Below are 22228 nucleotides of genomic sequence, written 5' to 3'. Positions count from 1 at the left end.
CGTGCCTCAGGCGGAGACCGTGCGGCTGGGCATGATGTGGACCAGCGACAGGTCCAGCCGCAGCCGCACCGTGTCACCCACGGCGGGCAACTGGGTGTGGGGCTGCCCGGTCAACATCAGTTGCAGTGTGGTGCCGGTCGGCTGATCGGTCTGCAGGCGCAACAAGGTCACGTCGCCCAGGTGGTGTTGGGTCAGCACCTGGGCCAGCAGGCACAGCCAGCGCGGGTCGGTGGGTGGTGTCCCATCGCACAGGGCCAGGCCCTCGCCGGGGATGACCCAGGTCACATGTTGGTCGCGTTCAACCTTGCCTTTGTCGCGCACGCGCAGCTGCGGCCCGTCGCCTGCCGCCCCCAGCCACCGCATCAGGCCCCAGCCGGGGGCGTCGGCCGCACCTTCCCAGCGCCCCTCAAAACGGTTGACGATGCCCACCAGATCGGCGACCCGGGCGTTGCGCGGCGAGCGGTGGATGACCTCGGGTCGGCCTTGCTGCAGCACTTCGCCGTCGGCCATCACCACCAGCTCATCGGCCAGCAGCCGTGCTTCGGTCAGGTCGTGGGTCACCAGCACCATGGGCACGGCGATGTCCTCACGCAGTTCGGCCAGCAACGCGTAGAGCGTGCGCCGGTTCATCTGGTCCACCGCCGAAAACGGCTCGTCGAGCAAGAGCACCGCCGGGTCGCGCACCAGGGCGCGGGCCACCGCCACACGCTGCTGCTGGCCGCCGGAGAGTTGCGCCGGGCGGCGTGTGTACAGCTCGGGTGCCAGGCCCACGCGGCGCAGCATGTCGGCCGCGCGCGCCAGGCGGTCGGGGCCATGCAGGGGCAGGGCGACGTTGTGTTGGGCGGTCATGTGGGGCATGAGCGCGTAGTCCTGAAAAACCAGACCGACCCGGCGCTGCTGGGGTGGCACAAACAGGCCGGCGGCGCTGTCGCACCAGCAGGCGTCGCCCACGGTGATGCGCGCGTGTTGTGGCCGCATGAGGCCGGCGATGGCGCGCATCAGCGAGGTTTTGCCGGCGCCTGAGGGGCCAACCAGCGCCACCATTTGGCCGGGTTCGCAGTGAAAGCCGCCACGCAGGCGCATGGGCGTCTCTTGGGCGATGTGCACACGCAGTGTCACCGGGCGCCTCCCGGGGTCCGCCGCCCAGCCCACAGCGAGGCCACCACCGCGAGCGTGGAGAAGACCAGCAGGGTGAGCGACATCAGGTGCGCGCCATGCAGGTCGAAGGCCTGCACGCGGTCGTAGATGGCGATGGCGATGGTCCGTGTTTCACCGGGAATGCTGCCACCCACCATCAAGACCACACCAAACTCGCCCAGCGTGTGCACAAAGGTCAGCACCATGGCCGACATCACACCGGGCCAGGCCAGTGGCAGCTCAACCCGCCAGAAGGTGGCCCAGGCGCTCAGGCCGTTGACGGTGGCGGCTTCGATGAGCTTGTGCGGAATGGCCTCGAAGCCACGTTGCATGGGCTGCAACATGAAGGGGATGTTGAACACCACCGACGCCAGCAGCAGGCCCAGGAAGTTGAAGCTCAGCGACAGGCCCAGTGTGTCTTGCGCCCAGCGCCCCAGCGGCGAGGCCGCCCCCAGCGACACCAGTAGGTAGTAGCCCAACACGGTGGGTGGCAGCACCAGCGGAAGCATCACCAGGGCTTCCAGCCAGGGCTTGGCGGGCGAGCGGCTGCGCGCCAGCCAGCGCGCGCTCAGCACGCCCACCGGCAGCAGCACCAGCAACGTGGCCAGGGCCAGCTGTACCGAGAGCGCGAGTGCCTGCCAATCCATGCTCAGGGCTTGGGCCGGCTGAAACCGTAGCGCGCCAGCGTCGCCTGGGCAGCGGGTGTGGCCAGGTGTTCGTAGAAGGCGCGCGCTGCGGGAGGGGCGTTTTTCAGCAGCACCATGCGCTGGGCCAGCGGTTGGTGCCAGGTGGCGGGAATCAGCGCGAAGTCGCCTTGCGCCGCCATCTGCGGCGCCAGCGCCAGCGACTGGGCAATGACGCCGCCCTGCGTGGCGCCGCTGGCCGCGAACTGGGTGGCCTGCGAGATGTTCTCGCCCAGCACCAGCCTGGGTTGCAGGGCGTTCCAAAGGCCCGCGTGCTGCAGGGCTTCGCGGGCGCGGGCGCCGTAGGGCGCGTGGTCTGGGTTGGCGATGGCGAACTTGTGCACCTCACCGGCCTTCAATGCGCGCGCCAGATCCTTGAGCTCTCCATCGGCCTTCACGGGCGAGCCTTTGGGCACAAACAGCCCGATGCGGCCGAGGGCGTACAGGCGTCCCCGGTCGGTGGTCAGGCCGGCGTCGGCGAGCTTGAACACGTAGGCTTCGTCGGCGGACAGATAGAGGTGGAAGGGCGCGCCTTGCTGGATTTGTGTGAAGAAGTTGCCCGAAGAACCAAACACCAAGCGCAGGCGCTGGCCCGTGCCCTTTTCGAACTGCGCGGCAACGTCTTCCAGCGCAAACTTGAGGTCGGACGCCGCCGCAACGGTGATGGTCGTTGGCTGTGCATTGGCAACCCCACTGACACATGCGCCCAGCAGGGTCAACAGCGTGCGGCGGGTCAGCAGGTGGATGGCCATGTCGCGTGTGGGTTCGAAGTACGATATCTGTCGCGAAGTATATCGGGTTATCTCCGAACAAAGATATCGCTTGCCATGAGCCACCCGCCTGCCCACACCACGCCAGCGCTGGACCCCACCACCCAGGTGCGGGTGCGCTTGCGCGTGCAAAGCGGTGCAGACATCCAACTCGGGCCCGGGCGGATCGACGTGTTGCAGGGGGTGGCCGAAACCGGGTCGATCGCTGAGGCTGGGCGGCGCCTGGGCATGAGCTACCAGCGCGTGTGGTCGCTGGTTCAGGCCATGAACGCCGCGTTTGAGGCGCCGCTGGTGGCCAAGCAGCGGGGGGGTTCGGCCGGCGGTGGCGCGGCGCTCACCCCCACTGGACAGGCCGTGCTGGCGGCGTACCGTGCCGCAGAGGCGGCGGCCTTGCAGGCCGCTCAGCCGCACTTGGGTGGCGTACTGGACCTGTTGCGAAAGCCGTGAACGCCCGGCCGCCGTGGGAAGCTGGGCGGCAGGAACCGCGACATGAACCGGGACCGGCTCCCAAGCTCCCTAAAATCGGTCCATGTTTGTCCACCTTCGCCTTCACACCGAATTTTCCGTCGTTGACGGCACCGTGCGCATCGACGAGGCGGTGGCCGCCGCCGCTGCCGATGGCCAGCCCGCGTTGGCCATCACCGACCTGAACAACCTGTTTGGTGGCATCAAGTTCTACAAGGGCGCACGGGGCGCCGGCCTCAAGCCGGTGTTGGGGGTGGAGGTGATGCTGCAAGGCCTGGGTGCCGATGCTGCCGTGGCCCCCGGCGCCGGCCCGAATGCCCAGCCCATGCCCCGGGTGCTGCTGCTGGCGCAGAACCGCGAGGGCTACCTCAACCTGTGCGAAATCCTGGCACGCGCCTGGACGCGCAACGTGGTGCGCGACATGGCGCTGGTCAAATGGGAGTGGCTGCAAGAACTGGGCGCGGGCCTCATCCTGCTGTCAGGTGCCCATGCCGGCCCGGTGGGCCAGGCCTTGCTGGGCGGTGACAGTGTTCGCGCCGCCGATCTGGCGTTGCAGATGGCGGGCGTATTTACCCACCGCTTCTACTTGGAAATTCAGCGCGCGGGCCGCCCCGATGACGAGCGACTGGTGCAGTCCACCGTGCCCCTGGCCGCGCGCCTGGGCCTGCCGGTGGTGGCCACCCACCCGGTGCAGTTCATGGCGCCCGAAGACTACGAGGCGCACGAGGCCCGGGTCTGCATCTCCGAAGGAGAGATCCTGGGCAACCAGCGCCGCGTGCGCAAATTCACCCGCGACCAGCACTTCAAGAGCGCGGCCGAGATGGTGGCCTTGTTTGCCGACGTGCCGAGCGCTGTGGCCAACACGCTGGAGATTGCGCGCCGCTGCAGCCTGACCCTGGTGCTGGGCAAACCGCAACTGCCCAACTTCCCCATCCCGCCGGTCAATGGGCAGATCCTGTCCACCGAGGATTACTTCCGTCATGTGTCGTTTGAGGGCCTGGAGGAACGGCTGCGCCACCTCTACCCCGACGAGGCGCGGCGCGACAAGGAACGGCCACGTTACGTGGAGCGCCTGGAGTTCGAACTGAACACCATCCTCAAGATGGGTTTCCCCGGCTACTTCCTCATCGTGGGCGACTTCATCCAGTGGGCCAAGAACAACGGCTGCCCGGTGGGGCCGGGCCGGGGTTCGGGCGCCGGTTCGCTGGTGGCCTATGCTCTCAAGATCACCGACCTGGACCCGCTGGAGTACAAGCTGCTGTTCGAGCGCTTCCTCAACCCTGAGCGGGTGTCCATGCCCGACTTCGACATCGACTTCTGCCAATCCAACCGCGATCGGGTGATCGACTACGTGAAGGACAAGTACGGCAAGGACGCGGTGAGCCAGATCGCCACCTTCGGCACGATGGCGGCCCGCGCGGCCATCCGCGACGTGGGGCGGGTGATGGACTTCCCGTACGGCTTCTGCGACAGCATCTCCAAGCTGATCCCGAACAAGCCGGGCAAGCCGGTGACGCTGCAGTACCCGCCGCCGGACCTCAAGGGCGACGACAAGGAGAAGTACGCCATCGCGGCCGAGCCCCTGCTGGCCGAGCGCATTGAGCAGGAAGAAGACGTCAAGGCCCTGGTGGAGATGGCGCAGAAGCTCGAAGGCATGACCCGCAACGTGGGCATGCACGCGGGGGGCGTGCTGATCGCGCCGGGCAAGCTCACCGACTTCTGCCCGCTGTACCAGCAGCCGGGCAGCGAATCGGCCGTGAGCCAGTACGACAAAGATGACGTGGAGGCCGTGGGCCTGGTGAAGTTCGACTTCCTCGGCCTGGCCACGCTGACCATCCTGGAGATCGCCAAGGAATTCATCGTCCAGCGGCACAAGAGCCAGGCCAACTTCGCCTTCGAGAACATCCCGCTGGATGACAAGCCCACCTACCGGCTGTTCTCCGAGGGCAAGACCGAAGCCGTGTTCCAGTTTGAAAGCCGTGGCATGCAGGGCATGTTGCGCGACGCCAAGCCCAGCCGGCTGGAGGACCTGATCGCCCTGAACGCGCTGTACCGGCCAGGGCCCATGGACCTGATCCCCAGCTTCGTGAACCGCAAACACGGCAAGGAGGTGGTGGAGTACCCACACCCGGCCGTGGCCGACATGCTCAGCGAGACCTACGGCATCATGGTCTACCAGGAGCAGGTGATGCAGACGGCGCAGATTCTGGGCGGCTACAGCCTGGGCGGCGCCGACCTGCTGCGCCGTGCCATGGGCAAGAAGAAGGCCGAGGAAATGGCCGAGCACCGCGAGAAGTTCCGTGTGGGCGCGCTGGCCACCCACGGCATCCCGCAGGACAAGGCCGACGAGGTCTTCGACCTGATGGAAAAGTTCGCGGGCTACGGCTTCAACAAGTCGCACGCCGCTGCTTACTCGCTGCTGGCCTACCACACGGGTTGGCTCAAGGTGCATTTCACGGCCGAGTTCTTCTGCGCCAACATGACCGTGGAAATGGACAACACCGACAAGCTCAAGGTGTTGTTCGAAGACGCGCAGAAAAACTTCGGCCTCAGCTTCGAGCCGCCGGACGTGAACCGGGGCAACTACCGCTTCGAGCCGGTGAGCGACAAGGTCATCCGCTACGGGCTGGGCGCTGTCAAGGGCACGGGCCAGCAGGCGATTGAGGCCATCGTGGCAGCGCGCGAGGGGCGGGGCTCGGGCGAGTTCGGCGACCGCACCGGGCCATTCACCAGCCTGTTCGACTTCTGCGTTCGCATCGACAAGCAGCGGGTCAACAAGCGCACGGTCGAGGCGCTGATCAAGGCCGGTGCGTTTGACGCCATCGAACTCAACCGCGCGGCCTTGCTGGCGTCGGTCGAGCGCGCTTTTGACTTTGCCTCCGCCCAGGCGGCCAACGCCAACCAGGGTGGCCTGTTTGACATGATGGACGCTGGCCCGGGCGCCAGCACCGAGGAGCCTGGCCTGGTGGAGGTGCTGCCCTGGGGGGTGAAGGAGCGTCTGACGTTCGAGAAAACCGCCATCGGCTTCTACCTCTCGGGGCACCTGTTCGACGAGGTCGAACGCGAGGTGCGGCGTTTTGCGCGCACGCCGCTGGCCGATCTGGTGGATTCGCGTGACCAGCAGTTGCTGGCCGGCATTGTCAACGACCTGCGGGTCATCAACGGCCAGCGTGGCAAGCTGGCCTTGTTCAAGCTCGATGACAAGACCGGCACGGTCGAAGCCTCGGCCGATGAGAACCTCATCAACGCCCACAAGCACCTGCTCAAGGACGACGAACTCATCATCGTCATGGCCCAGGCCCAACACGACCGTTTTTCGGGCGGCCTGCGCCTGAAGATCACCCAGGTTTGGGACTTGCCCACCGCCCGCTGCCGATTTGGCAAGTACCTGCGTGTGGCGGTCAACGGCAGCAACCCGCCGATTGCCGAACTGGTCAAGACCTTTGCGCCTGTGCGCGAGATGACCGAACAAGGCGAACTGGTGCGGGGCCTGCCGGTGCGCATCGCGCTGGAGCGCCACGGCGCGCGTTGCGAAATCCAGCTCGACGAGCGGGCGCTGTTCTACCCCAGCGACGCGGCTTTGGCCAGCTGGACGGCCCAGGCGCATCAGCAAAAAGCCGAAATTGTCTTCGACTGATCACATCGCCCGAAAGCGGTGGGCGTAGAGCCGGCTCACCACCGGGCGTTCCTGGCAGCCGTTCAGGCGCAGCCGCTGTTTGCCTGATTCGTCGCGGGTGACGGCGGCGATGGCTGTGGCGCGCACCACCGTGCCTCGGTGCACCTGCCAGAACACGTCCGCATCCAGGCGCGGCAACAGGTCTTTGAGTGGTGTGCGCACCAGGTACTCGTGCTCGGCGGTGAGCACACGCACGTACTTGTCGGCCGCGTCCAGACAGACGATGTCATCCACCGGCACCATGCGGATTTCGGCGCCGACACCCACCTGCAGAAAGCGCAGCGGCGCTTCGGACGACGCGGGCGGGGCGAGCAGTGCGCGCAGTTTGGCCATCGCGACATCGTCGTCTGCACTTTGCAGCGCCAGGCGTTCTTGCAGCCGCGCCACCGTGATGCGCAGGCGTTCGGGCGTCACCGGTTTGAGCAGGTAGTCCACCGCCTGGCGTTCGAAGGCCTGCACCGCGTACTGGTCGTAGGCCGTCACAAACACCAGGGCGGGGAAGGGCGCGTGCGCACTGTCCCAGGCGTCAGCGAGCTCGGCGGCGGCCTCCAAGCCTCCCAGGCCCGGCATGCGTATGTCGAAGAACAAGACCTGGGGTCGCTGCGCCAGGGCCTCGCGCACCGCGCTGGCGCCATCGCCCACCACAGCCAGCACCCGCAGCCCGGGCCAGGCCTGGGCCAGCTCGGCTTGCAGGGCCTGGGCGAGCAGGGGTTCGTCTTCGGCAATGAGGGCGGTGGCTTTCATGGTGTGGGGCGCGCGCGTGGCAGTTGGATGCTGGCCAGTGTGCCGCCTTCAGCGGCGGGGCCAATGTCGAGCGAGGCGGAGGCGCCGTAGGCGCTCTGCAGCCGTTCGCGCACTTGTGTGAGGCCAAAGCCCGGTTTGGCGTCGGTGTGCATGCCGGCGCCGCTGTCTTCCACATCCAGGCGCAGGTGCTCACCTTGAAGTCGCGCACGCACCACCAGCTCGCCGCCGGCCAGGTGGGGCTCCAGCCCGTGGCGTATGGCGTTCTCCACCAGGGGTTGCAGCAGCAGGGTGGGCACCGGATGGCGGGCGAGGTCGGGTGGCAGCTCCAGCCGGTAGCGCAGGCGCGGCCCCATGCGCACGGCCATGAGTTCAAGGTAGTCGCCCAGGCGCTGGAACTCGGTGGCCAAGGGGTGTTGTGTGGCGCGTGAGGCGTCCAGCGTGGCGCGCAGAAACGCGTTCAGGTGGTCCAGCATGGTTTGTGCCCGCGCCGGATCGGTGGCGATGAGCACGCGCAGGTTGGCCAGGGTGTTGAACAGCATGTGGGGCTCCAGCTGGCTTTGCAGCAGCTTGAGCTGGGCTTCCGTTGCCTGGCTGCGGGCCTGCACCATCTGCCGCTGCAGGTAGGCACTTTTGCCCCAGATGTAGAAAAGAAAGTTGCCCACGGCGCCGGCCACCAGCGTCACCAGCATCCCCCGGCGCACCTCGGCTTGGATGTCCACCGGTGGGCCGCCCCGGTACAGGCCCAGGTGTCGGCAGATGAGGTCACCCAACGCATTGCCCAAGCTGTAACCCAAGGCAATGCCCACGGTCACCAACACCAAGCCCCGCCAGCCGCTGGGCCAGCCCGTTTCGCGGGCCGAGGCGAAGGCGTGGCGCCCCAGATCGATCACCGCCCAGGTGATCAGTCCGATACACAGCGAGTAGCTCACCAGAGGGAGGGGCGAGCGTTCCGGAGCAAATGCCCATTGCAGCGCGGCGACGCTGAGGCTGAAGAGCACCGTCACCAGTGCATGCCGGACTTTGGCGAGCCAGTTGATCTGCATGGGTGTTCTATTGAGCTGCTTTGACCACGGCGGCGATGCCTCGCGGGTCCAGGGTCATGCCAATGTGGTCCACGCCGTCCACCAAGGTCACCGGCAGGGGGCGACCCGCTTGGGCCAGGGTGTCGGCATACCGTTCGGCGATGAAAACTTCGTCTCGACTGCCCGCCAGCACCTGCAGTTGACCCTGGGCCGCAAGCAGGTCGGCGCGCCAATCCATGTGGGGCCGGAAGTTGTCGGCCAAGGTGTGGCTGTAGCTGGGGGTCAGCTCGGATTGGATGCCGGCATCCAACGCAAAACGCATGACCGGTAAGTGGTTCAGGCTGGCGATGCCCAGGGTGTTGAGCACATTCAAGGCCACCAAGCGCGGCAGGCCCACCGACACCCAGCCGCCAGCGTCGGGGCGGGTCACCGGCGACTGGTGGTGCAGAAAGGGCGACAGCAGCAGATAGCGGTCAAACAGCCGGCCTTGTGCGCTGGCCGCCAGGCGCAGCGTGAAACCGCCCCCAGACGAAAAACCCACCAGCGTGCTGGGGCCGGCGTAGGGCTGGGCTTGCATGAAGTCCGCTACGTCGTCTTCCAACTGGCCCACGTAGGCGATGTGGCCGCGCGGACCCGAGTCGCCATGCCCGCGCATGTCCAGCGACACCACGTCGAAGCCGGCCTGCGCCAGGGCGCGTGCCAGCACGTGCATGGAACGTGCGCGGCTGGAGGAGCCGTGCACCAGCACCAGGCGGCGGTTCAAAGCGGTGCCGATGGCGGGGTAGCGCAGAAAGGCCAGCGCGGTGCCGTCGCGCGCAGCGAAGTGGCTGGGTGTCGGCAGGCCGGAGAAGTCGGCGCGCGCAAAGGGCTGGTGGATGCTGTCCATGCGGGCCACCGGGCGGGGGCCGCCCAACCACACCGCCATCAGCATCAGGGACAGCAAAAAAGCGGCGGTGACGGTGAGCGTGGTCATGGTGCGTTTCATGGATTGTCGCCTTTCAGGTGACGGAGAAAAAAGCCGACCATGGCCCGGTGGGCGTCGGCCAGCGCGTCGCGGTCAAAGTTGGGTGGGTCGTTCAACAGTGCGGCTTCGATGGAGCCGGGTTTGAATGGCGGCAAGGGCGACAGGTAGGCGCCGTGTCCGCCGCGTGGCAGATCGACCACGTGTTCGCAGGGCGCGCAGGCCGCCAGCACCGCCTGCGCGTGGAAACGCGGCACCTGGTTGATGTCGCCGTCGGCCGTGGCCAGGCCCAGGGGGATGCGGGGCGCGGCGAGCGAGGCCATGTCGAAATCGGCAGCGAAGGGCACGGACGCCAACGCGGCGGCCACCCGGGGGTCGTGGTGGGTGTGCCAAGTGGGATCGGTGAAGCGCTGGCGCAGCACCCCCATGGCAACGGCTTTTTTGAGCGGGTCCCACAGGTTGCCCTGCAGTCGGGTGACAAAACCGACGCAGGAGGAAAAATCGGCTGCCAGGTGGGCTTCGCAATGGCGCAGAAACGCGGCGTCTGACCAGCGCCCGCCGGCCAGGGTGAGCGCCGTGTGGCCGCCGGCAGAGGTGCCGTAGACGCCCACCTTGTCCAGGGACAGGCGGTTCGACCACATGGGGTGCTGGGCCAGTGCGTCGATGGCGCGGGAGACCTCGGCCGGACGCTGCCGCCAGCTGGGTGGTCCGGGCGTGCCGGGGTCCATGTGGTTGTCACCCCGGTGGCGCGGCAGCGCGACCACAAAGCCGGCCTCCACCATGGCGCGGGCCAGATCGGTGAACACCCACGGCGCGCCCCCTGACCCATGCGAGATCACGATCAACCGTCCGTTGCCCGGCTGGTGAGCCCCGTCGGGTGCCAGTGACAACACAAAGGGGCCGCGTTGCAAAGTGCCTTCCGGCGCGTTGCTGGGGTAGAACAGCGTGACAGGGCCGTCACCCGACAGACCGGGCAGTTCCGCCAGGCCCATGCCCGCTTGGGATGTGCCTTGACACAACACCAGCAGCATCGCCGCGCCCAACAGCAGGCGCTTCATGGATGCCGCGCCAGGCCCAGCCGGCGCCGCTCGCGCGCCACCAGCCGCTGCTTCAGCGAACTGCCTTTGGCGAACACAACCGCGCCATGGACGGCAAGGCCCAGCCCCCAGCCAAGCGCGGGGAACATCGCCCAGGGCCGGCCTTGGGTCCAGGCCAGCAAGAGCAGGCCGGTGTTGACCGCAAGATAGACGCCTGCGTGAATGAGCCAGCCGAATTGCGCGCTGGCCCGGCGCTGCGCTTGGCGTTCGAGCGGCGGGTTGTGGGTGGGGGTTTGCATGTGCATGTGTGCTCCTTGGAAAAAATCAGATCAGGCCCAGCCCGCGCCACAACAGCCCACCCAGGTAACGGCTGGGCAGCAGCGTGAAGGCGCCCGCCACCACACAGGCGCTGATGTACAGCGACATCATGATCAGGCGGTGGCCGCGGATGTTGCCCTGCGCCAGGTGGCGAAAAGCGATGAACAGGCTCACCAGCGTGACCGGCACCAGCAGGTGAATTGGCGTGTACCCGGCGATGTTGGGCAGCTTGAAGTCCCGGATGAACACGGCAGAGACGGCGGTCATCAACATCAGCGTGACCCAGGCATAGCCCAGCGCCCGGTGCAGCCGGGGCCGCTGCTGGGCACTGTGCCGGGCCCACATGACCCAGGGACCTATCAGCAAGGCGCTGCAGGCCGCGCAGAGGTGGATGGCGATGACGGGCGAGAGCTGCATGGGGTGGACTGTGCCGGCGCCGTTGAGGCGGCGCGACCACCGGGCGACGAAACAGCCCTTTTGAGGTGTGAACCGCAACACTGGGGCGCGAGATGTGCTCCCTTTCTTGCCGATGGCGGGTGTACCGTGGCCCCCAAAACCGGGTTAACCTCGCACCTGATTCAAAAACAAGTGCTCTGGCGCGGGTGTCTGATCCGCCGCCGCATCAGGAGTGGGGGAGGGAGGATGAAAGCCATCACCGCGGGATTGAGCCGCCTGGACGGCGCCTGGGCCGACGCCTGGGGCCAGGACCGCGTGCTGCGCCTGGCCACGGATGCACCGTGGCCGGAGGTGCGCGCCATGCATTTGCGCAGCCAGCACCAGACCGTGCCTTTTGTGCTGTTCGTCAACCTGGCGTTTGCCATTTTGACGGCCGGCATCTTCACCAACGCAGCCGGCTGGACCTTCATGTGGGCCTGGATTTCGGCACAGGTGGTGTGGACGCTGTACGTCTGGGCCGCGTGGCGGCCCCGCCAGCGACGGCCCTACGTCCTCGCCACCCCCTGGGCCTTGACCCGTGTGCTGCTGGGGGCGGCGGTGGTGTCGGTGTTGTGGTCCATCGCCATCTGGGTGTGGTTCAGCCATGCCGATCCCGACGGGCGCCATTTCATGGTGGCCATCGTGGTGGGCAACCTGTGTGTGGGCACCTTGGCGATGTCGTCCATCGCCTCTGGGGTGTTGGCGTATGTGCTGCCACAGGTGCTGGCCACCGCCGTGTCGCTGGTGGTTTACCCACGCAGCTATGTCGAGCTTGAACTGATTGCGCTGGTGCTGCTCGCGCTGGTGTTGTGCTGGTTCGGGTCTTACATCTCGCGGGTGCTGACCGCCAACCACATGTCCAAGCGCCGGCTCAAGGCCAACCTCGAAGAGCTGGAATTGGCGCGAGACCACCTGCTGAACAGCGAAAAACTGGCGTCGCTCGGCTCTTTGGTGGCCGGCGTGTCGCACGAGGTCAGCACACCTTTGGGGGTGGCCGTCACGGCGTGTTCTGCGGTGGCCGACACCTTGCATGGCATGCAGCGCGACTACGACGACCGCACCCTGAGCCAGGACGTGTTCGAGCAGACCATGACGCAGGCCATGGCTGGCGTGGGCATGCTGCAGAACAACCTCGACCGTGCGGCACAGCTCATTTCCAGCTTCAAGCACACGGTGGTGAGCCAGGTGGACGACAGCCTGAGCGATTTCGAGGTGATGGAGACGGTGCGGACCTTGTTGGTGAGCCTGCAGCCGGTGTTGTGGCGGGTGCCGGTGGTGCCGACCCTCATGGGGCCTGCGCAGCTCAAGGTGCGCTCCTACCCCAGCGCGCTGATGCAGGTGCTGACCAACCTGATGATGAACAGCGCGCTGCACGCCTTCGAAGGCGTGGTGTCGCCCGAGATCAACATTGAGGTGACCGATGAAAAAGACCAGTGGACCCTGACCTACCACGACAACGGTGTGGGCGTGGCCCCCGATGTGCAACAGCGCATCTTTGAGCCCTTTTTCACCACCCGACGTGGCCGCGGCGGCACCGGGCTGGGCCTGAACATCGTCTACACCCTCGTCACGCAGCGGCTGGGGGGCCGGCTGGAATTCTGGTCCGACCCGGCCGCCGGTTTGCGTTTTCGGCTCGATCTGCCGAAACTGGCGCCGCCTGCGGCCACCGTGGCTGCACAGGACGAATCATGACCGGGGCGCTTTCGGCTTGGGTGTCCCGTCTGCAAGCGCGCCTGCGGACCGACCTCGACTGGCTGACGCGCGAGGACGAGGCCGCCGCGCGGCTGCGCGCCCGCCACCTGAACTACGTCAACCGCCTCACGCCCTTGTTGGTTGGGGTGAGCATGGCCAACGCCTCCTTGTTGGTTTACGTGATGCGAGTCAGCGCGGGCGCGCTGCCGGTGGTGTGCTGGTTGTTGTTTTACGTCGCCTGGGCGGTGCTGGCGATGCGTGGCTGGTGGAAGCGGCACCGCCACGAGGCGCAGACGGCCTCGCCGCGTGCTGTCCGCCGTGTCACCCAGGGCGCCATGGCCATAGCCTTGTTGTGGGGCGTGGCGGCCTTGATGTGGTTCCCGATCGGCAACAGCGAACAACGCTTCTTGGTGGGCATGGTGGTGCTGGGTTGCCTCAATGGGGGGGTGTTGGCGCTGGCAACAGTGCCTACCGCTGCATGGGCCTACCTCTGCGTGCTGACACTGTGCTGCATGGCTGCGGCGCTGATGGCGCGTTTGGAATTCATCGGCATCGAACTCACCCTGTTGCTGACATACAGTGGAGCGCAAGCGTGGATGGCCCTGGTGATCGCGCGCGTTTTTTCGGCCCGTGTGCGCTCTGAAACCATGGCCCGCGAGCGCCAAGCCGACCTGGAGGTGGCGCGCGATCAGCTCATCAGCAGTGAAAAAATGGCGGCGCTGGGCGCCTTGGTGGCCGGTGTGGCACATGAGGTCAACACGCCCTTGGGCATTTCGATCACGGCGGCGTCGGCGGTGCGAGAAGGCCTGGTCGGCATGCGCGAGGACTACCAGGCGCAGCGCATGACCCGTGAAAGCTTCGAGCAGGCGCTGGACCAGGCCATGGAGGGCCTGGACATGCTGGACACCAACCTGATGCGGGCCTCGCGCCTGATCAAGGATTTCAAACAGACGGCGGTGCACCAGACCAGCGAGCGCCTGTGCGACTTTGATGTGATGGAAACCTTGCGTGCCTTGTTGGCCAGTCTGCACCCGGTGACGCGCCGGGTGCCGGTGCGCCCCATGTTGGGTGGGCCGCGCAAACTGCCTGCCCGAGGCTACCCCGGCGCGCTCATGCAGGTCTTGACCAACCTCATCATGAACAGCGTCAACCACGCGTTCCGCGAGGTGGCTTCACCCGCCATCGTGATCGACGTGCGCGAAGGCGAGCACGAATGGGAACTGGTGTACAGCGACAACGGCGTGGGCGTTCCACACGAGTACCAGGCACGCATCTTCGAGCCCTTTTTCACCACCCGCCGAGGCCGTGGGGGCACCGGCCTGGGGCTGAACATCGTGTACACCGTGGTGACGCAGCGCATGGGCGGGCAACTGACGTTCTGGTCGCGGCCGGGCCAAGGGGTGCGCCTGCACCTGCGTTTGCCTCGGCGCCTCACGTCCGAGCGGCCCGACTCCCAGCCCCAGACACAGAGCCACCCGGGCACGACCACGGGGCTTTGAGCGACCAGCGGCTCAGTCTTGGGGGCGGAAGCCCAGCACGATGGGCGAGGGCACCTTGCCGTTTTCGTCGCGTGGCAGGGTGGCCGTGCGCTCCACGGCACGCAACACCGCGTCGTCCCAGGCTTTGTTGCCGCTGGACTGGGTGAGTCGGCTGCTGACAATGGTGCCGTCGGGAAGCAATTTGATTTCCACCTCGGCGCGTGGGTTGCCGTTGACCACATCGGTGAAGACGATGTTGGGTTTGATGCGTGCGACCACGCGACCGCCGTAGCTGGCCGACGGACCACTGGACTGTTGGGCCGTGCCCTTGGCGTTGGCATTGCCGGTGGCACCGGCCTGGCCCATCATGCGCTCCAGGTTCTTCTGCCTGTCGGCGGCGAGTTGGGCGTCGCGGCGTTTTTCCTCAGCGGCTTTGGCTGCGTCTTCGCGCTTCTTGCGTTCGGCGTCCAGCTTGGCTTGCTCGCGCTTTTTCTGCTCGGCCAGTTCCTGCTTCTTTTGGTCGGCCTTCTTTTTCTCTTCGAGCTTCTTGGTTTCTTCGCGCTTGAGCGCGTCCGCTTTCTTCTTGTCCTCAGCTTGTTTGAGGGCCTCAGCCTTGCGTTTTTCCTCGGCCTTTTTCTTGGCTTCCAGCGCAATCTCCGCCCGGTCTGGCGCCGGCGCAGGGGGCGGGGGGGCCGGGCGCGGCGGTTCGGGCGCGGGCTTGACGGGTTTGGGCTCTGGTGCGGGCGGCGGTGGCGGTGCGGGCGTGGGTTCCACCAGCCGTGGCGCGGCTTCTTGTGGCAGGCGTGACCACAGTTCGGCCTCCACCGCCACCTCGGTCGCGTCCGGCGTCCAGCTCACGCCCCAGGTGAGCGCGGCCACCAGCAGGCCGTGGGCGATCAGGGCCAAGGTGAGCGGCCCGCTCCAGCGGGTGTCACCCGGTGGGCTCAGGTCGATCTGGTCAGCGGTGGCGTTCATGTGGTGCGTGTGTGTCAGCGGCTGGTTTGCACCGACAGGCCCACGCGCTCGATGCCGGCCCGTTGCAAGCGGTCCATCACCTCGACCACACTTTCGTACTTCACGTTCTTGTCGGCACTGATGACCACCGGAGCGGACTTGCCGTCTGCGCCGGCCGCGCCTTGAAGTTGGCGCACGCGCTCCACCAGGCGTTCCTTGGTGGTGTCTTGGGCGCTGGCGTTGGACATGCCGTCTTTCACCTGCAGCTTGGCGTCCTTGTCGATCAGCACCTGCACAAATTTGTCCGGCGAGCGGTCCGCCTTGCCCACGCTGGGCAGGTTGATCATGCTCGGCGTGATCAGTGGCGCCGTGACCATGAAGATGATCAGCAGCACCAGCATCACGTCGATGAAGGGCACCATGTTGATCTCGTTGATGGTGCGGCGGCCCCGGCCGCGTGAGGATACGGCAGGCATGTCAGTTATCCATTCCGCGAACGCGGCACCCGCGACGCATGAAAGAGTCGAGCCGGGGGACACCGCCGGGCCGGCTTTGCCGGACGGCTGGTGTCGCCCCCTTGAGGGGGGATGCGGCCACGCGAAGCGGGCAAGCGACGGGGGTGGTTTCTTTCACTTCAGTGTCCGGACGCGGTGCCCGCGCCCAGGTTGCGGTGCAGGATGTTGGAGAACTCTTCGATGAAGGTTTCCAGCCGGTTGGCCACGCGGTCGATGTCGTGGGCGAAGCGGTTGTAAGCCACCACGGCGGGGATGGCGGCGAACAGGCCGATGGCGGTGGCCACCAGGGCTTCGGCAATGCCGGGTGCCACGGTGGCCAGGGTCACCTGCGTGAGCGAGGCCAAGCCGGTGAAGGCGTGCATGATGCCCCACACCGTGCCGAACAGGCCCACATAGGGCGACACCGATCCGACCGAGGCGAGGAAGGCGAGGTTGACTTCCATCGCGTCGAGTTCGCGCTGGTAGCTGGCGCGCATGGCGCGGCGCGCGCCGTCGAGCAAGGCGCCGCTGTCGCCGATGCGGCGTTCGCGCAGCTTGAGGTATTCGCGCATGCCACTGGCAAAAATGCGCTCCATGGGGCTGCCCTGGCGCGCGTTCTGGGTGGCGCCTGCATACAGGTCGTTGAGGCTGCTGCCCGACCAGAAGTCGCGTTCGAAATCCTCGGTCAGCGCCTTGACCCGTTTGAGTGCAAACAGCTTGCGGAAGATGGCCGCCCAGCTGATGACGGACAGTGTCAGCAGCAGCAGCACCACGGCCTGCACCACCCAACTGGCGTTGAGCAGCAGCGAAACAATCGAAAAGTCGTGTGTCATGCGTTGTGTAGCTTGTCGATCAGGGTGGTGGGAATGCGCATCGGCTTCATGGCGCTGGCATCGACCCAGCCGATGCGGATCTGGCCTTCGCACAGGCGCTGCGCATCCGGGCCTTCGCCCAACCACGCCACCTGCTCTAGTGTCATGGAGGCGCGGCCAAGTTCCACCAGCCGGGTGGTTACAAGAAGCAAATCATCGAGGCGCGCCGGGCGGTGGTGCCGGGTCTGGGTGTCGGTGACGACAAACATGCCGCCAGTGGCCTCGCGCAGGGCCTGCTGCTGCAGACCCAGGCTGCGCAGCCACTCGGTGCGAGCGCGCTCAAAAAACTTGAGGTAGTTGGCGTAGAAGACGATGCCACCGGCGTCGGTGTCTTCCCAGTACACGCGCACCGGCCACTGGAACGGCGAGGTCTCCGCCGTCACAGCACCTGCTCCAGGCGGCGCACGGCTTCCTGCAGCTGGGCCATGGAATTGGCGGTGGAAAAACGCACGTAGCGCTGCGGTTCGGCACTGCCGAAGTCGCGTCCCGGTGTCACGGCCAGGTGGGCGCGCTTCATCAGCTCGAAGGCAAAGTCCCAGCTGCCTGATTCGGGTGCAATGCCCCATTTCTGGCAGGCCGCGCTGCAGTCGGCGTAGGCGTAAAAGGCGCCGTCCGGCATCACCGGCACATTCAAACCCAGGCGGTTGAGTGCCGGGATGAAAAAGTCGCGCCGGGCCTTGAACTCGTGGCGGCGGCGCTCGTATTCGGCCAAGCTCTCGGGCTCGAAGCAGGCCAGCGCGGCGTGTTGCGACACGGTGCTGGCGCAGATGAACAGGTTTTGTGCGATGCGCTCCACCGCGTCCACCAGCGATGGTGGCACCACCAGCCAGCCCAGGCGCCAGCCGGTCATGTTGAAGTACTTGGAGAAGCTGTTGATGCTGATGACTTCGTCGCCCAGCCCATCGGGCAGGCCCAGGGCGCTGTGGCCATACTCATCGTCGTAGCTCAGGCCCAGATAGATCTCGTCGATCAGCGTCACACCGCCACGCTCACGCACACTGCGGGCGATGGCTTCCAGCTCGGTGCGGGCAATCGACGTGCCCGTGGGGTTGGACGGCGAGGCCAGCAGCACGCCACAGGTGTCCAGGCCCCAGGCCGCTTCCACCTGTTCGCGGCTGAGCTGGAAGCGGGTGTCGGGCCCACTGGGCAGCAGCACCGCCGTGCCACCGGCTGCCTGCACGAACTGGCGGTTGCAGGGGTAGCTGGGGTCGGGCATGAGGATCTCGTCCTCGGGGTCGATCAGGGCCAGGCAGGCCAGCTGCAGCGCGGCGGACGCACCCGCGGTGACCACAATGCGGGCGGGATCGATGTTGAGTCCGAAACGTTGCGCGTACCAGCCGCTGATGCGCTCGCGCAATGCGGGCAGGCCGGTGGCCTGGGTGTACTGCGTGCGGCCGTCGCGGATGGCTTTTTCAGCCGCCTCGCGCACCAGCGGGGGCGCGGTGAAGTCGGGCTCGCCGATGTTGAGGTAGATCATGGGCCGGTCGGTGTGCGCCACCTGTTCGGCCATTTGGGCGGCGGCCTTGGCCACCTCCATCACATAGAAAGGTTCGATGCGCTGGGCGCGATCAGATAACTTCATTCCGTGTCATTCGGCTGTTTTGGCACGGCTGCCGCGCCCGCTGCTGGGCGAGGCGGCCACTTCCTGGGCGCGCAAACCCTTGGCCAACGGGTGCAACACGCCGTTGACGTACTTGTGGCCGTCGGTGCCCCCAAAGGACTTGGCCAGCTCGATGCACTCGTTGACCACCACGCGCCAAGGCACGTCCAGGCAGTGTTGCAGCTCGTAGGCGCCAATCCACAGCACACCGCGCTCGATGGGCGAAATCTCGGCCAGCGGGCGGTCCAGGTGGGGGGTGATGGCGGCGTCCAGCGCGGCCGATTGTTCGATGCAGCCGTGCAGCAAGGCGTCGTAGTGCGCACTGTCGGCCTTGTGGAAGCCGCTCAGGTCGCGGGTGAACACGTCGATGTCGCTGGCGTCATTGCGGCCCACGAGGTGCTGGTAAAGGGCTTGCAGCGCGAACTCGCGGGCACGGGTGCGGGCGGATTTGTCGGCCGCCTTGCGGGGTGGGGTGTTCTCAGTGCTCATGTTCAACCAATCTGCTTGAGCAACAAGGCCATTTCCACCGCAACCTTGGCCGCGTCGGCGCCTTTTTCGGTCTGGCGGGCCACAGCCTGTTCCTGGTTCTCGGTGGTGAGGATGGCGTTGGCGATGGGCAGCTGGTAGTCCAGACCCACGCGGGTGACGGCCGCGCCCGATTCGTTGGCCACCAGCTCGAAGTGGTAGGTCTCGCCACGGATGATGCAGCCCAGTGCGATGAGGGCATCGAACTCGTCGCGTTCGGCCAGGGCCTGCAGTGCGGTGGCCACTTCCAGTGCGCCCGGTACGGTCACGTGGTGGATGCGCTTTTCCTGCACGCCCAGGGCCAGCAATTCTTTGTGGCACGCGTCCCACAGGGCGTTGGTGATGCCTTCGTTGAAGCGGGCCTGCACCACACCGATGTGCAGGTTTTTGCCGTCCAACGGTCCGGTGCTGCCTTTGTCTGCGCCAAACATGTTCTGATTTTCCTTAAACGCCGGTGGCGCTGTCTTTGCTGAGGTAGCCGGTGATTTCCAGGCCGTAGCCGGTCATGCTGGGCATGCGGCGCGGGTGGCCCATGAGGCGCATTTTTTGCACACCACATTCGCGCAAGATCTGTGCGCCCACGCCGTAGGTGCGCAGGTCCATGCGGCCACGTTCGGGCGCTTGCGCCGAGCGGGCCGTGCCTTCGAACTGCGCCAGCAGTTGTTCGGCTGTTTCGCCACAGTTCAGCAGCACCGCCACACCCTGACCCTGCGCCGCAATGTGGCGCAGGCTGTTTTCCAGCGACCACGAGTGCATGCCACGGCCCACCTCCAGCGCGTCCAGCACCGACAGCGGCTCGTGCACCCGCACGTCCACCGAGGTGCTGGCCTCCCACTGACCCTTGACCAGGGCCAGGTGCAGCGCACCACTGGGTTCGTCGCGGAAGGCGTGGGCGGTGAATTCGCCGAAAGCGGTGTTGAGCGGGCGGCTGCCCACTTTTTGCACCAGGCTCTCGACGCGGCTGCGGTGTTCGATCAGATCGGCAATCGTGCCGATCTTGAGGCCGTGTTCGGCCGCGAACAGCTGCAGGTCGGGCAGGCGGGCCATGGTGCCGTCGTCTTTCATGATCTCGCAGATCACGGCGGCGGGCGTGCAGCCGGCCATGGCGGCGAGGTCGCAGCCGGCTTCAGTGTGGCCAGCGCGCATGAGCACGCCGCCCTCCACCGCCTGCAGCGGGAAGATGTGGCCCGGCTGCACCAGGTCGGCTGCCTGGGCGTTGGGGGCCACCGCCACCTGCACGGTGCGGGCGCGGTCTGCGGCCGAGATGCCGGTGGTCACGCCCTCGGCCGCCTCGATGGAGACGGTGAAAGCGGTGCCCATCTTGGTGCCGTTGCGCGGCACCATGGGCGGCAGGTTCAGGCGCTCGCAGCGGTCCTTGGTCAGCGTCAGGCAGATCAGGCCACGACCAAAGCGGGCCATGAAGTTGATGGCCTCGGGCGTGACGTGGTCGGCCGCCAGCACCAGATCGCCTTCGTTTTCGCGGTCTTCCTCATCCACGAGGATGACGATGCGCCCGGCGCGCATGTCGGCAACGATGTCTTCGACCGGGGAGATGGGGACGGGTGTGCTCATGGGTTGTGCTTCAGCATGCGCTCGACGTAGCGGGCGATGAGGTCGATTTCGAGGTTGACACGCGAGCCCGCCCGCAGGTTGCCCAGGGCGGTGTTCTCGACGGTGTGGGGGATCAGGTTGATGTGGCACTCGCAGCCGGCTTCACTGTCAACCACGCGGTTGACGGTCAGGCTTACGCCGTTGACGGTGATGGAGCCCTTGTAGGCCAGGTACTTGCCCAGCGCGGGCGGGGCCATCACGCGCAGGTCCCAGCTTTCGCCCACTTGCTCGAAGCGCGTGACGTGGCCGATGCCGTCCACGTGGCCGCTGACGATGTGGCCGCCCAGCCGGTCGTGGGCGCGCAGGGCTTTTTCGAGGTTGACCGGGCCTTCGTTGTCCAGGCCGCTGGTTTTGTCCAGCGACTCGGCCGAGATGTCGATGGTGAACTCGCCCTTCTCGGCGGAAAAGGTGGTGACCGTCATGCAGGCGCCGTTGAGGGCGATGCTGTCGCCCAAGCCCACGTCGTCCAGGTAGCCTGGTGGCGCCTGGAGGGTCAGGCGCTTGCCATGGGAGGAAGAACTGCCGAGCGGCTGGACAGCGGTGATGCGCCCCACGCCTGTGATGATGCCGGTAAACATCCGGCTATTGTCGCAGGGATTCGGGTTTGCCCTGGGCTTGGGGGTTCAGAAGGCGTCGCGTCCCGGCGGGCGGGCGCGCAGGCGCAGGTCGGGTCCGATGCGCTGGACGTCCAGGAATTCGAATCCGGGCGCCTGGTGGAGGTCCTCGAACGGCCCCAGGGCGGCCAGCCCCGCGCCATCGCCCAGCAGTTTGGGGGCCAGGTAGAGCAGCAGCTCGTCCACCAGGCCCTCGCGCAGAAAGGAGCCGTTGAGCTTGTGGCCCGCTTCGACGTGCAGCTCATTGATCTCGCGGGCGGCCAGGTCGCGCAGCATGGCGGCCAGATCGACCTTGCCGTGGGCGCCTGGGCAGTCGATGACGGTAGCGCCCGCCGCCTGCAGTTCGGTGCGGCGCGCGGCGCTGGTGGCGGGGTCGGCGGCGGTGTAGACCCACACGGTGCCCGGCGGCTGCAGGATGCGAGCGTTGGCAGGCGTTTGCAGTCGGGCGTCCACGATCACCCGCACGGGTTGGCGCTCGGTGGGCACCAGGCGCACGTCCAGGCGCGGGTTGTCTTCCAGCACCGTGCCGATGCCGGTGAGCATTGCGCCGGCCCGCTTGCGCCAGGCGTGCCCGTCGGCGCGTGCTTCGGGCGAGGTGATCCACTGGCTCACGCCGTTGGGCAGGGCGGTGCGCCCGTCGAGCGAACCGGCCACCTTGAGCCGCACCCAAGGCAGGCCTCGCACCATGCGCGAGAGGAAGCCGATGTTGAGCTCGCGCGCCTCGATGGCGGCGGGGTGGTCGGCGGGCAGCACCTCGACCTGGATGCCGGCCGCCCGCATGCGCGCCAGGCCTTGCCCGGCCACGCGGGGGTTGGGGTCGCCCAGGGCCACCACCACCCGTGCCAGACCGGCCTCGATGAGGGCGTCGCAGCAGGGCGGGGTGCGGCCATGGTGGGCGCAGGGCTCCAGCGTGACGTAGGCGGTGGCACCCCGCACGGACCGCCCTGCGGCGGTGGCGGCACGCAGGGCCATGATTTCGGCATGGGGCCCGCCCGCTTGTTGGGTATGACCCCGGGCGATCACCTCGCCCGAGGGCGAGGTGATGACGCAGGCGACCCGTGGGTTGGGCTCGGACAGGCCGACCGAGGGGGTGGCGTCCGCCAGGGGGAAAAACAGGGGCGAGGGCGGTGTGGGCATGGT

At 66.9% G+C, this 22228-nt stretch carries 23 protein-coding genes; 4 read left to right on the top strand and 19 right to left on the bottom strand.

Annotation, left to right across the window (positions count from 1 at the left end; all coding sequences use genetic code 11):
• Positions 1 to 6: 6 nt before the first annotated feature.
• The 3 genes from ACFQPB_RS12725 to modA are packed head-to-tail and all read right to left on the bottom strand — an operon-like array spanning position 7 to position 2572.
• Complete coding sequence (locus ACFQPB_RS12725) at positions 7 to 1119, bottom strand: ABC transporter ATP-binding protein (protein WP_382223802.1); 1113 nt, start codon at positions 1117 to 1119, stop codon at positions 7 to 9.
• Positions 1116 to 1784, bottom strand: a complete 669-nt coding sequence (gene modB, locus ACFQPB_RS12720; RefSeq protein WP_382223799.1) for a molybdate ABC transporter permease subunit — start codon at positions 1782 to 1784, stop codon at positions 1116 to 1118. Before modB ends, ACFQPB_RS12725 begins: the two co-directional genes overlap by 4 nt.
• 2 nt (positions 1785 to 1786) lie before the next feature.
• Positions 1787 to 2572: a molybdate ABC transporter substrate-binding protein gene (gene modA / locus ACFQPB_RS12715; protein ID WP_382201072.1), complete on the bottom strand. Its 786-nt coding sequence runs from the start codon at positions 2570 to 2572 to the stop codon at positions 1787 to 1789.
• 75 nt (positions 2573 to 2647) lie between these two features.
• On the opposite strand from modA, the gene ACFQPB_RS12710 reads away from it, so the two are divergent.
• Together ACFQPB_RS12710 and dnaE are read left to right on the top strand one after the other, a co-directional pair.
• Positions 2648 to 3037, top strand: a complete 390-nt coding sequence (locus ACFQPB_RS12710; RefSeq protein ID WP_382223796.1) for a winged helix-turn-helix domain-containing protein — start codon at positions 2648 to 2650, stop codon at positions 3035 to 3037.
• An 82-nt stretch (positions 3038 to 3119) separates the two neighbouring features.
• Positions 3120 to 6692, top strand: coding sequence for a DNA polymerase III subunit alpha (gene dnaE / locus ACFQPB_RS12705; protein ID WP_382223793.1), 3573 nt, complete (start codon positions 3120 to 3122; stop codon positions 6690 to 6692).
• Here dnaE and ACFQPB_RS12700 read toward each other — a convergent pair whose 3' ends face one another.
• The 6 genes from ACFQPB_RS12700 to ACFQPB_RS12675 are packed head-to-tail and all read right to left on the bottom strand — an operon-like array spanning position 6693 to position 11230.
• Entirely contained in the window at positions 6693 to 7475 is a 783-nt protein-coding gene (locus tag ACFQPB_RS12700; RefSeq protein ID WP_382223790.1) for a LytR/AlgR family response regulator transcription factor, read from the bottom strand.
• Complete coding sequence (locus ACFQPB_RS12695) at positions 7472 to 8518, bottom strand: sensor histidine kinase (RefSeq protein WP_382223787.1); 1047 nt, start codon at positions 8516 to 8518, stop codon at positions 7472 to 7474. The genes ACFQPB_RS12700 and ACFQPB_RS12695 overlap by 4 nt, the downstream gene beginning before the upstream one ends.
• 7 nt (positions 8519 to 8525) lie before the next feature.
• Positions 8526 to 9482 carry an alpha/beta hydrolase gene (locus ACFQPB_RS12690; protein ID WP_382223785.1) on the bottom strand — a complete coding sequence of 319 codons (957 nt, stop codon included), beginning with the start codon at positions 9480 to 9482 and terminating at the stop codon, positions 8526 to 8528.
• Positions 9479 to 10516: an alpha/beta hydrolase family protein gene (locus ACFQPB_RS12685; RefSeq protein WP_382223782.1), complete on the bottom strand. Its 1038-nt coding sequence runs from the start codon at positions 10514 to 10516 to the stop codon at positions 9479 to 9481. Before ACFQPB_RS12685 ends, ACFQPB_RS12690 begins: the two co-directional genes overlap by 4 nt.
• On the bottom strand, positions 10513 to 10800 hold the full coding sequence (locus ACFQPB_RS12680; protein WP_382223780.1) for a 2TM domain-containing protein: 288 nt from the start codon (positions 10798 to 10800) through the stop codon (positions 10513 to 10515). The genes ACFQPB_RS12685 and ACFQPB_RS12680 overlap by 4 nt, the downstream gene beginning before the upstream one ends.
• Before the next feature lie 19 nt (positions 10801 to 10819).
• A complete protein-coding gene (locus ACFQPB_RS12675; RefSeq protein ID WP_382223777.1) occupies positions 10820 to 11230 on the bottom strand; it encodes a DUF2306 domain-containing protein in 411 nt (136 codons plus the stop codon).
• Between the two features lie 225 nt (positions 11231 to 11455).
• Here ACFQPB_RS12675 and ACFQPB_RS12670 point away from each other — a divergent pair, with 225 nt between their 5' ends.
• Positions 11456 to 12940 (top strand): sensor histidine kinase, encoded by a 1485-nt coding sequence (locus tag ACFQPB_RS12670; RefSeq protein WP_382223774.1) that lies wholly within the window; start codon positions 11456 to 11458, stop codon positions 12938 to 12940.
• Positions 12937 to 14439: a sensor histidine kinase gene (locus ACFQPB_RS12665; protein ID WP_382223771.1), complete on the top strand. Its 1503-nt coding sequence runs from the start codon at positions 12937 to 12939 to the stop codon at positions 14437 to 14439. The genes ACFQPB_RS12670 and ACFQPB_RS12665 overlap by 4 nt, the downstream gene beginning before the upstream one ends.
• 12 nt (positions 14440 to 14451) lie before the next feature.
• On the opposite strand, the gene tolA is transcribed toward ACFQPB_RS12665, so the two are convergent.
• The 10 genes from tolA to ribD form a co-directional block, all read right to left on the bottom strand.
• Entirely contained in the window at positions 14452 to 15393 is a 942-nt protein-coding gene (tolA, locus tag ACFQPB_RS12660; RefSeq protein ID WP_382201081.1) for a cell envelope integrity protein TolA, read from the bottom strand.
• Positions 15394 to 15407: 14 nt separating this feature from the next.
• On the bottom strand, positions 15408 to 15848 hold the full coding sequence (locus tag ACFQPB_RS12655) for an ExbD/TolR family protein (protein ID WP_382201082.1): 441 nt from the start codon (positions 15846 to 15848) through the stop codon (positions 15408 to 15410).
• A gap of 158 nt (positions 15849 to 16006) precedes the next feature.
• On the bottom strand, positions 16007 to 16699 hold the full coding sequence (tolQ, locus tag ACFQPB_RS12650) for a protein TolQ (protein WP_382201084.1): 693 nt from the start codon (positions 16697 to 16699) through the stop codon (positions 16007 to 16009).
• Positions 16696 to 17121, bottom strand: coding sequence for a tol-pal system-associated acyl-CoA thioesterase (ybgC, locus tag ACFQPB_RS12645; protein ID WP_382223768.1), 426 nt, complete (start codon positions 17119 to 17121; stop codon positions 16696 to 16698). The genes tolQ and ybgC overlap by 4 nt, the downstream gene beginning before the upstream one ends.
• Positions 17118 to 18320 (bottom strand): pyridoxal phosphate-dependent aminotransferase, encoded by a 1203-nt coding sequence (locus tag ACFQPB_RS12640; protein WP_382223765.1) that lies wholly within the window; start codon positions 18318 to 18320, stop codon positions 17118 to 17120. The genes ybgC and ACFQPB_RS12640 overlap by 4 nt, the downstream gene beginning before the upstream one ends.
• A gap of 6 nt (positions 18321 to 18326) precedes the next feature.
• Positions 18327 to 18827 carry a transcription antitermination factor NusB gene (nusB, locus tag ACFQPB_RS12635; RefSeq protein ID WP_382201090.1) on the bottom strand — a complete coding sequence of 167 codons (501 nt, stop codon included), beginning with the start codon at positions 18825 to 18827 and terminating at the stop codon, positions 18327 to 18329.
• A gap of 2 nt (positions 18828 to 18829) precedes the next feature.
• Positions 18830 to 19294, bottom strand: a complete 465-nt coding sequence (ribH, locus tag ACFQPB_RS12630) for a 6,7-dimethyl-8-ribityllumazine synthase (protein ID WP_382201092.1) — start codon at positions 19292 to 19294, stop codon at positions 18830 to 18832.
• 13 nt (positions 19295 to 19307) lie between these two features.
• Positions 19308 to 20435, bottom strand: a complete 1128-nt coding sequence (gene ribBA, locus ACFQPB_RS12625; RefSeq protein WP_382223762.1) for a bifunctional 3,4-dihydroxy-2-butanone-4-phosphate synthase/GTP cyclohydrolase II — start codon at positions 20433 to 20435, stop codon at positions 19308 to 19310.
• Positions 20432 to 21052 carry a riboflavin synthase gene (locus ACFQPB_RS12620; protein WP_382223759.1) on the bottom strand — a complete coding sequence of 207 codons (621 nt, stop codon included), beginning with the start codon at positions 21050 to 21052 and terminating at the stop codon, positions 20432 to 20434. Before ACFQPB_RS12620 ends, ribBA begins: the two co-directional genes overlap by 4 nt.
• Before the next feature lie 45 nt (positions 21053 to 21097).
• Positions 21098 to 22225, bottom strand: a complete 1128-nt coding sequence (gene ribD / locus ACFQPB_RS12615) for a bifunctional diaminohydroxyphosphoribosylaminopyrimidine deaminase/5-amino-6-(5-phosphoribosylamino)uracil reductase RibD (RefSeq protein WP_382223756.1) — start codon at positions 22223 to 22225, stop codon at positions 21098 to 21100.
• Between the last annotated feature and the right edge of the window lie 3 nt (positions 22226 to 22228).

The sequence above is a fragment of the Hydrogenophaga atypica genome (assembly GCF_042665215.1).
GTDB lineage: Bacteria > Pseudomonadota > Gammaproteobacteria > Burkholderiales > Burkholderiaceae_C > Hydrogenophaga > Hydrogenophaga defluvii_A.
Note: the sequence above shows the minus strand (reverse complement) of the source record. Positions and strands in the feature narration are given on the sequence as shown.

What these genes read in the sequence shown, in the direction of transcription:
- modB (WP_382223799.1), bottom strand. Translation starts at nt 1,784, where the DNA reads ATGGATTGGCAGGCACTCGCGCTCTCGGTACAGCTGGCCCTGGCCACG.
- modA (WP_382201072.1), bottom strand. Translation starts at nt 2,572, where the DNA reads ATGGCCATCCACCTGCTGACCCGCCGCACGCTGTTGACCCTGCTGGGC.
- ACFQPB_RS12710 (WP_382223796.1), top strand. Translation starts at nt 2,648, where the DNA reads ATGAGCCACCCGCCTGCCCACACCACGCCAGCGCTGGACCCCACCACC.
- dnaE (WP_382223793.1), top strand. Translation starts at nt 3,120, where the DNA reads ATGTTTGTCCACCTTCGCCTTCACACCGAATTTTCCGTCGTTGACGGC.
- ACFQPB_RS12700 (WP_382223790.1), bottom strand. Translation starts at nt 7,475, where the DNA reads ATGAAAGCCACCGCCCTCATTGCCGAAGACGAACCCCTGCTCGCCCAG.
- ACFQPB_RS12695 (WP_382223787.1), bottom strand. Translation starts at nt 8,518, where the DNA reads ATGCAGATCAACTGGCTCGCCAAAGTCCGGCATGCACTGGTGACGGTG.
- ACFQPB_RS12690 (WP_382223785.1), bottom strand. Translation starts at nt 9,482, where the DNA reads ATGAAACGCACCATGACCACGCTCACCGTCACCGCCGCTTTTTTGCTG.
- ACFQPB_RS12685 (WP_382223782.1), bottom strand. Translation starts at nt 10,516, where the DNA reads ATGAAGCGCCTGCTGTTGGGCGCGGCGATGCTGCTGGTGTTGTGTCAA.
- ACFQPB_RS12680 (WP_382223780.1), bottom strand. Translation starts at nt 10,800, where the DNA reads ATGCACATGCAAACCCCCACCCACAACCCGCCGCTCGAACGCCAAGCG.
- ACFQPB_RS12675 (WP_382223777.1), bottom strand. Translation starts at nt 11,230, where the DNA reads ATGCAGCTCTCGCCCGTCATCGCCATCCACCTCTGCGCGGCCTGCAGC.
- ACFQPB_RS12670 (WP_382223774.1), top strand. Translation starts at nt 11,456, where the DNA reads ATGAAAGCCATCACCGCGGGATTGAGCCGCCTGGACGGCGCCTGGGCC.
- ACFQPB_RS12665 (WP_382223771.1), top strand. Translation starts at nt 12,937, where the DNA reads ATGACCGGGGCGCTTTCGGCTTGGGTGTCCCGTCTGCAAGCGCGCCTG.
- tolA (WP_382201081.1), bottom strand. Translation starts at nt 15,393, where the DNA reads ATGAACGCCACCGCTGACCAGATCGACCTGAGCCCACCGGGTGACACC.
- ACFQPB_RS12655 (WP_382201082.1), bottom strand. Translation starts at nt 15,848, where the DNA reads ATGCCTGCCGTATCCTCACGCGGCCGGGGCCGCCGCACCATCAACGAG.
- tolQ (WP_382201084.1), bottom strand. Translation starts at nt 16,699, where the DNA reads ATGACACACGACTTTTCGATTGTTTCGCTGCTGCTCAACGCCAGTTGG.
- ACFQPB_RS12640 (WP_382223765.1), bottom strand. Translation starts at nt 18,320, where the DNA reads ATGAAGTTATCTGATCGCGCCCAGCGCATCGAACCTTTCTATGTGATG.
- nusB (WP_382201090.1), bottom strand. Translation starts at nt 18,827, where the DNA reads ATGAGCACTGAGAACACCCCACCCCGCAAGGCGGCCGACAAATCCGCC.
- ribH (WP_382201092.1), bottom strand. Translation starts at nt 19,294, where the DNA reads ATGTTTGGCGCAGACAAAGGCAGCACCGGACCGTTGGACGGCAAAAAC.
- ribBA (WP_382223762.1), bottom strand. Translation starts at nt 20,435, where the DNA reads ATGAGCACACCCGTCCCCATCTCCCCGGTCGAAGACATCGTTGCCGAC.
- ACFQPB_RS12620 (WP_382223759.1), bottom strand. Translation starts at nt 21,052, where the DNA reads ATGTTTACCGGCATCATCACAGGCGTGGGGCGCATCACCGCTGTCCAG.
- ribD (WP_382223756.1), bottom strand. Translation starts at nt 22,225, where the DNA reads ATGCCCACACCGCCCTCGCCCCTGTTTTTCCCCCTGGCGGACGCCACC.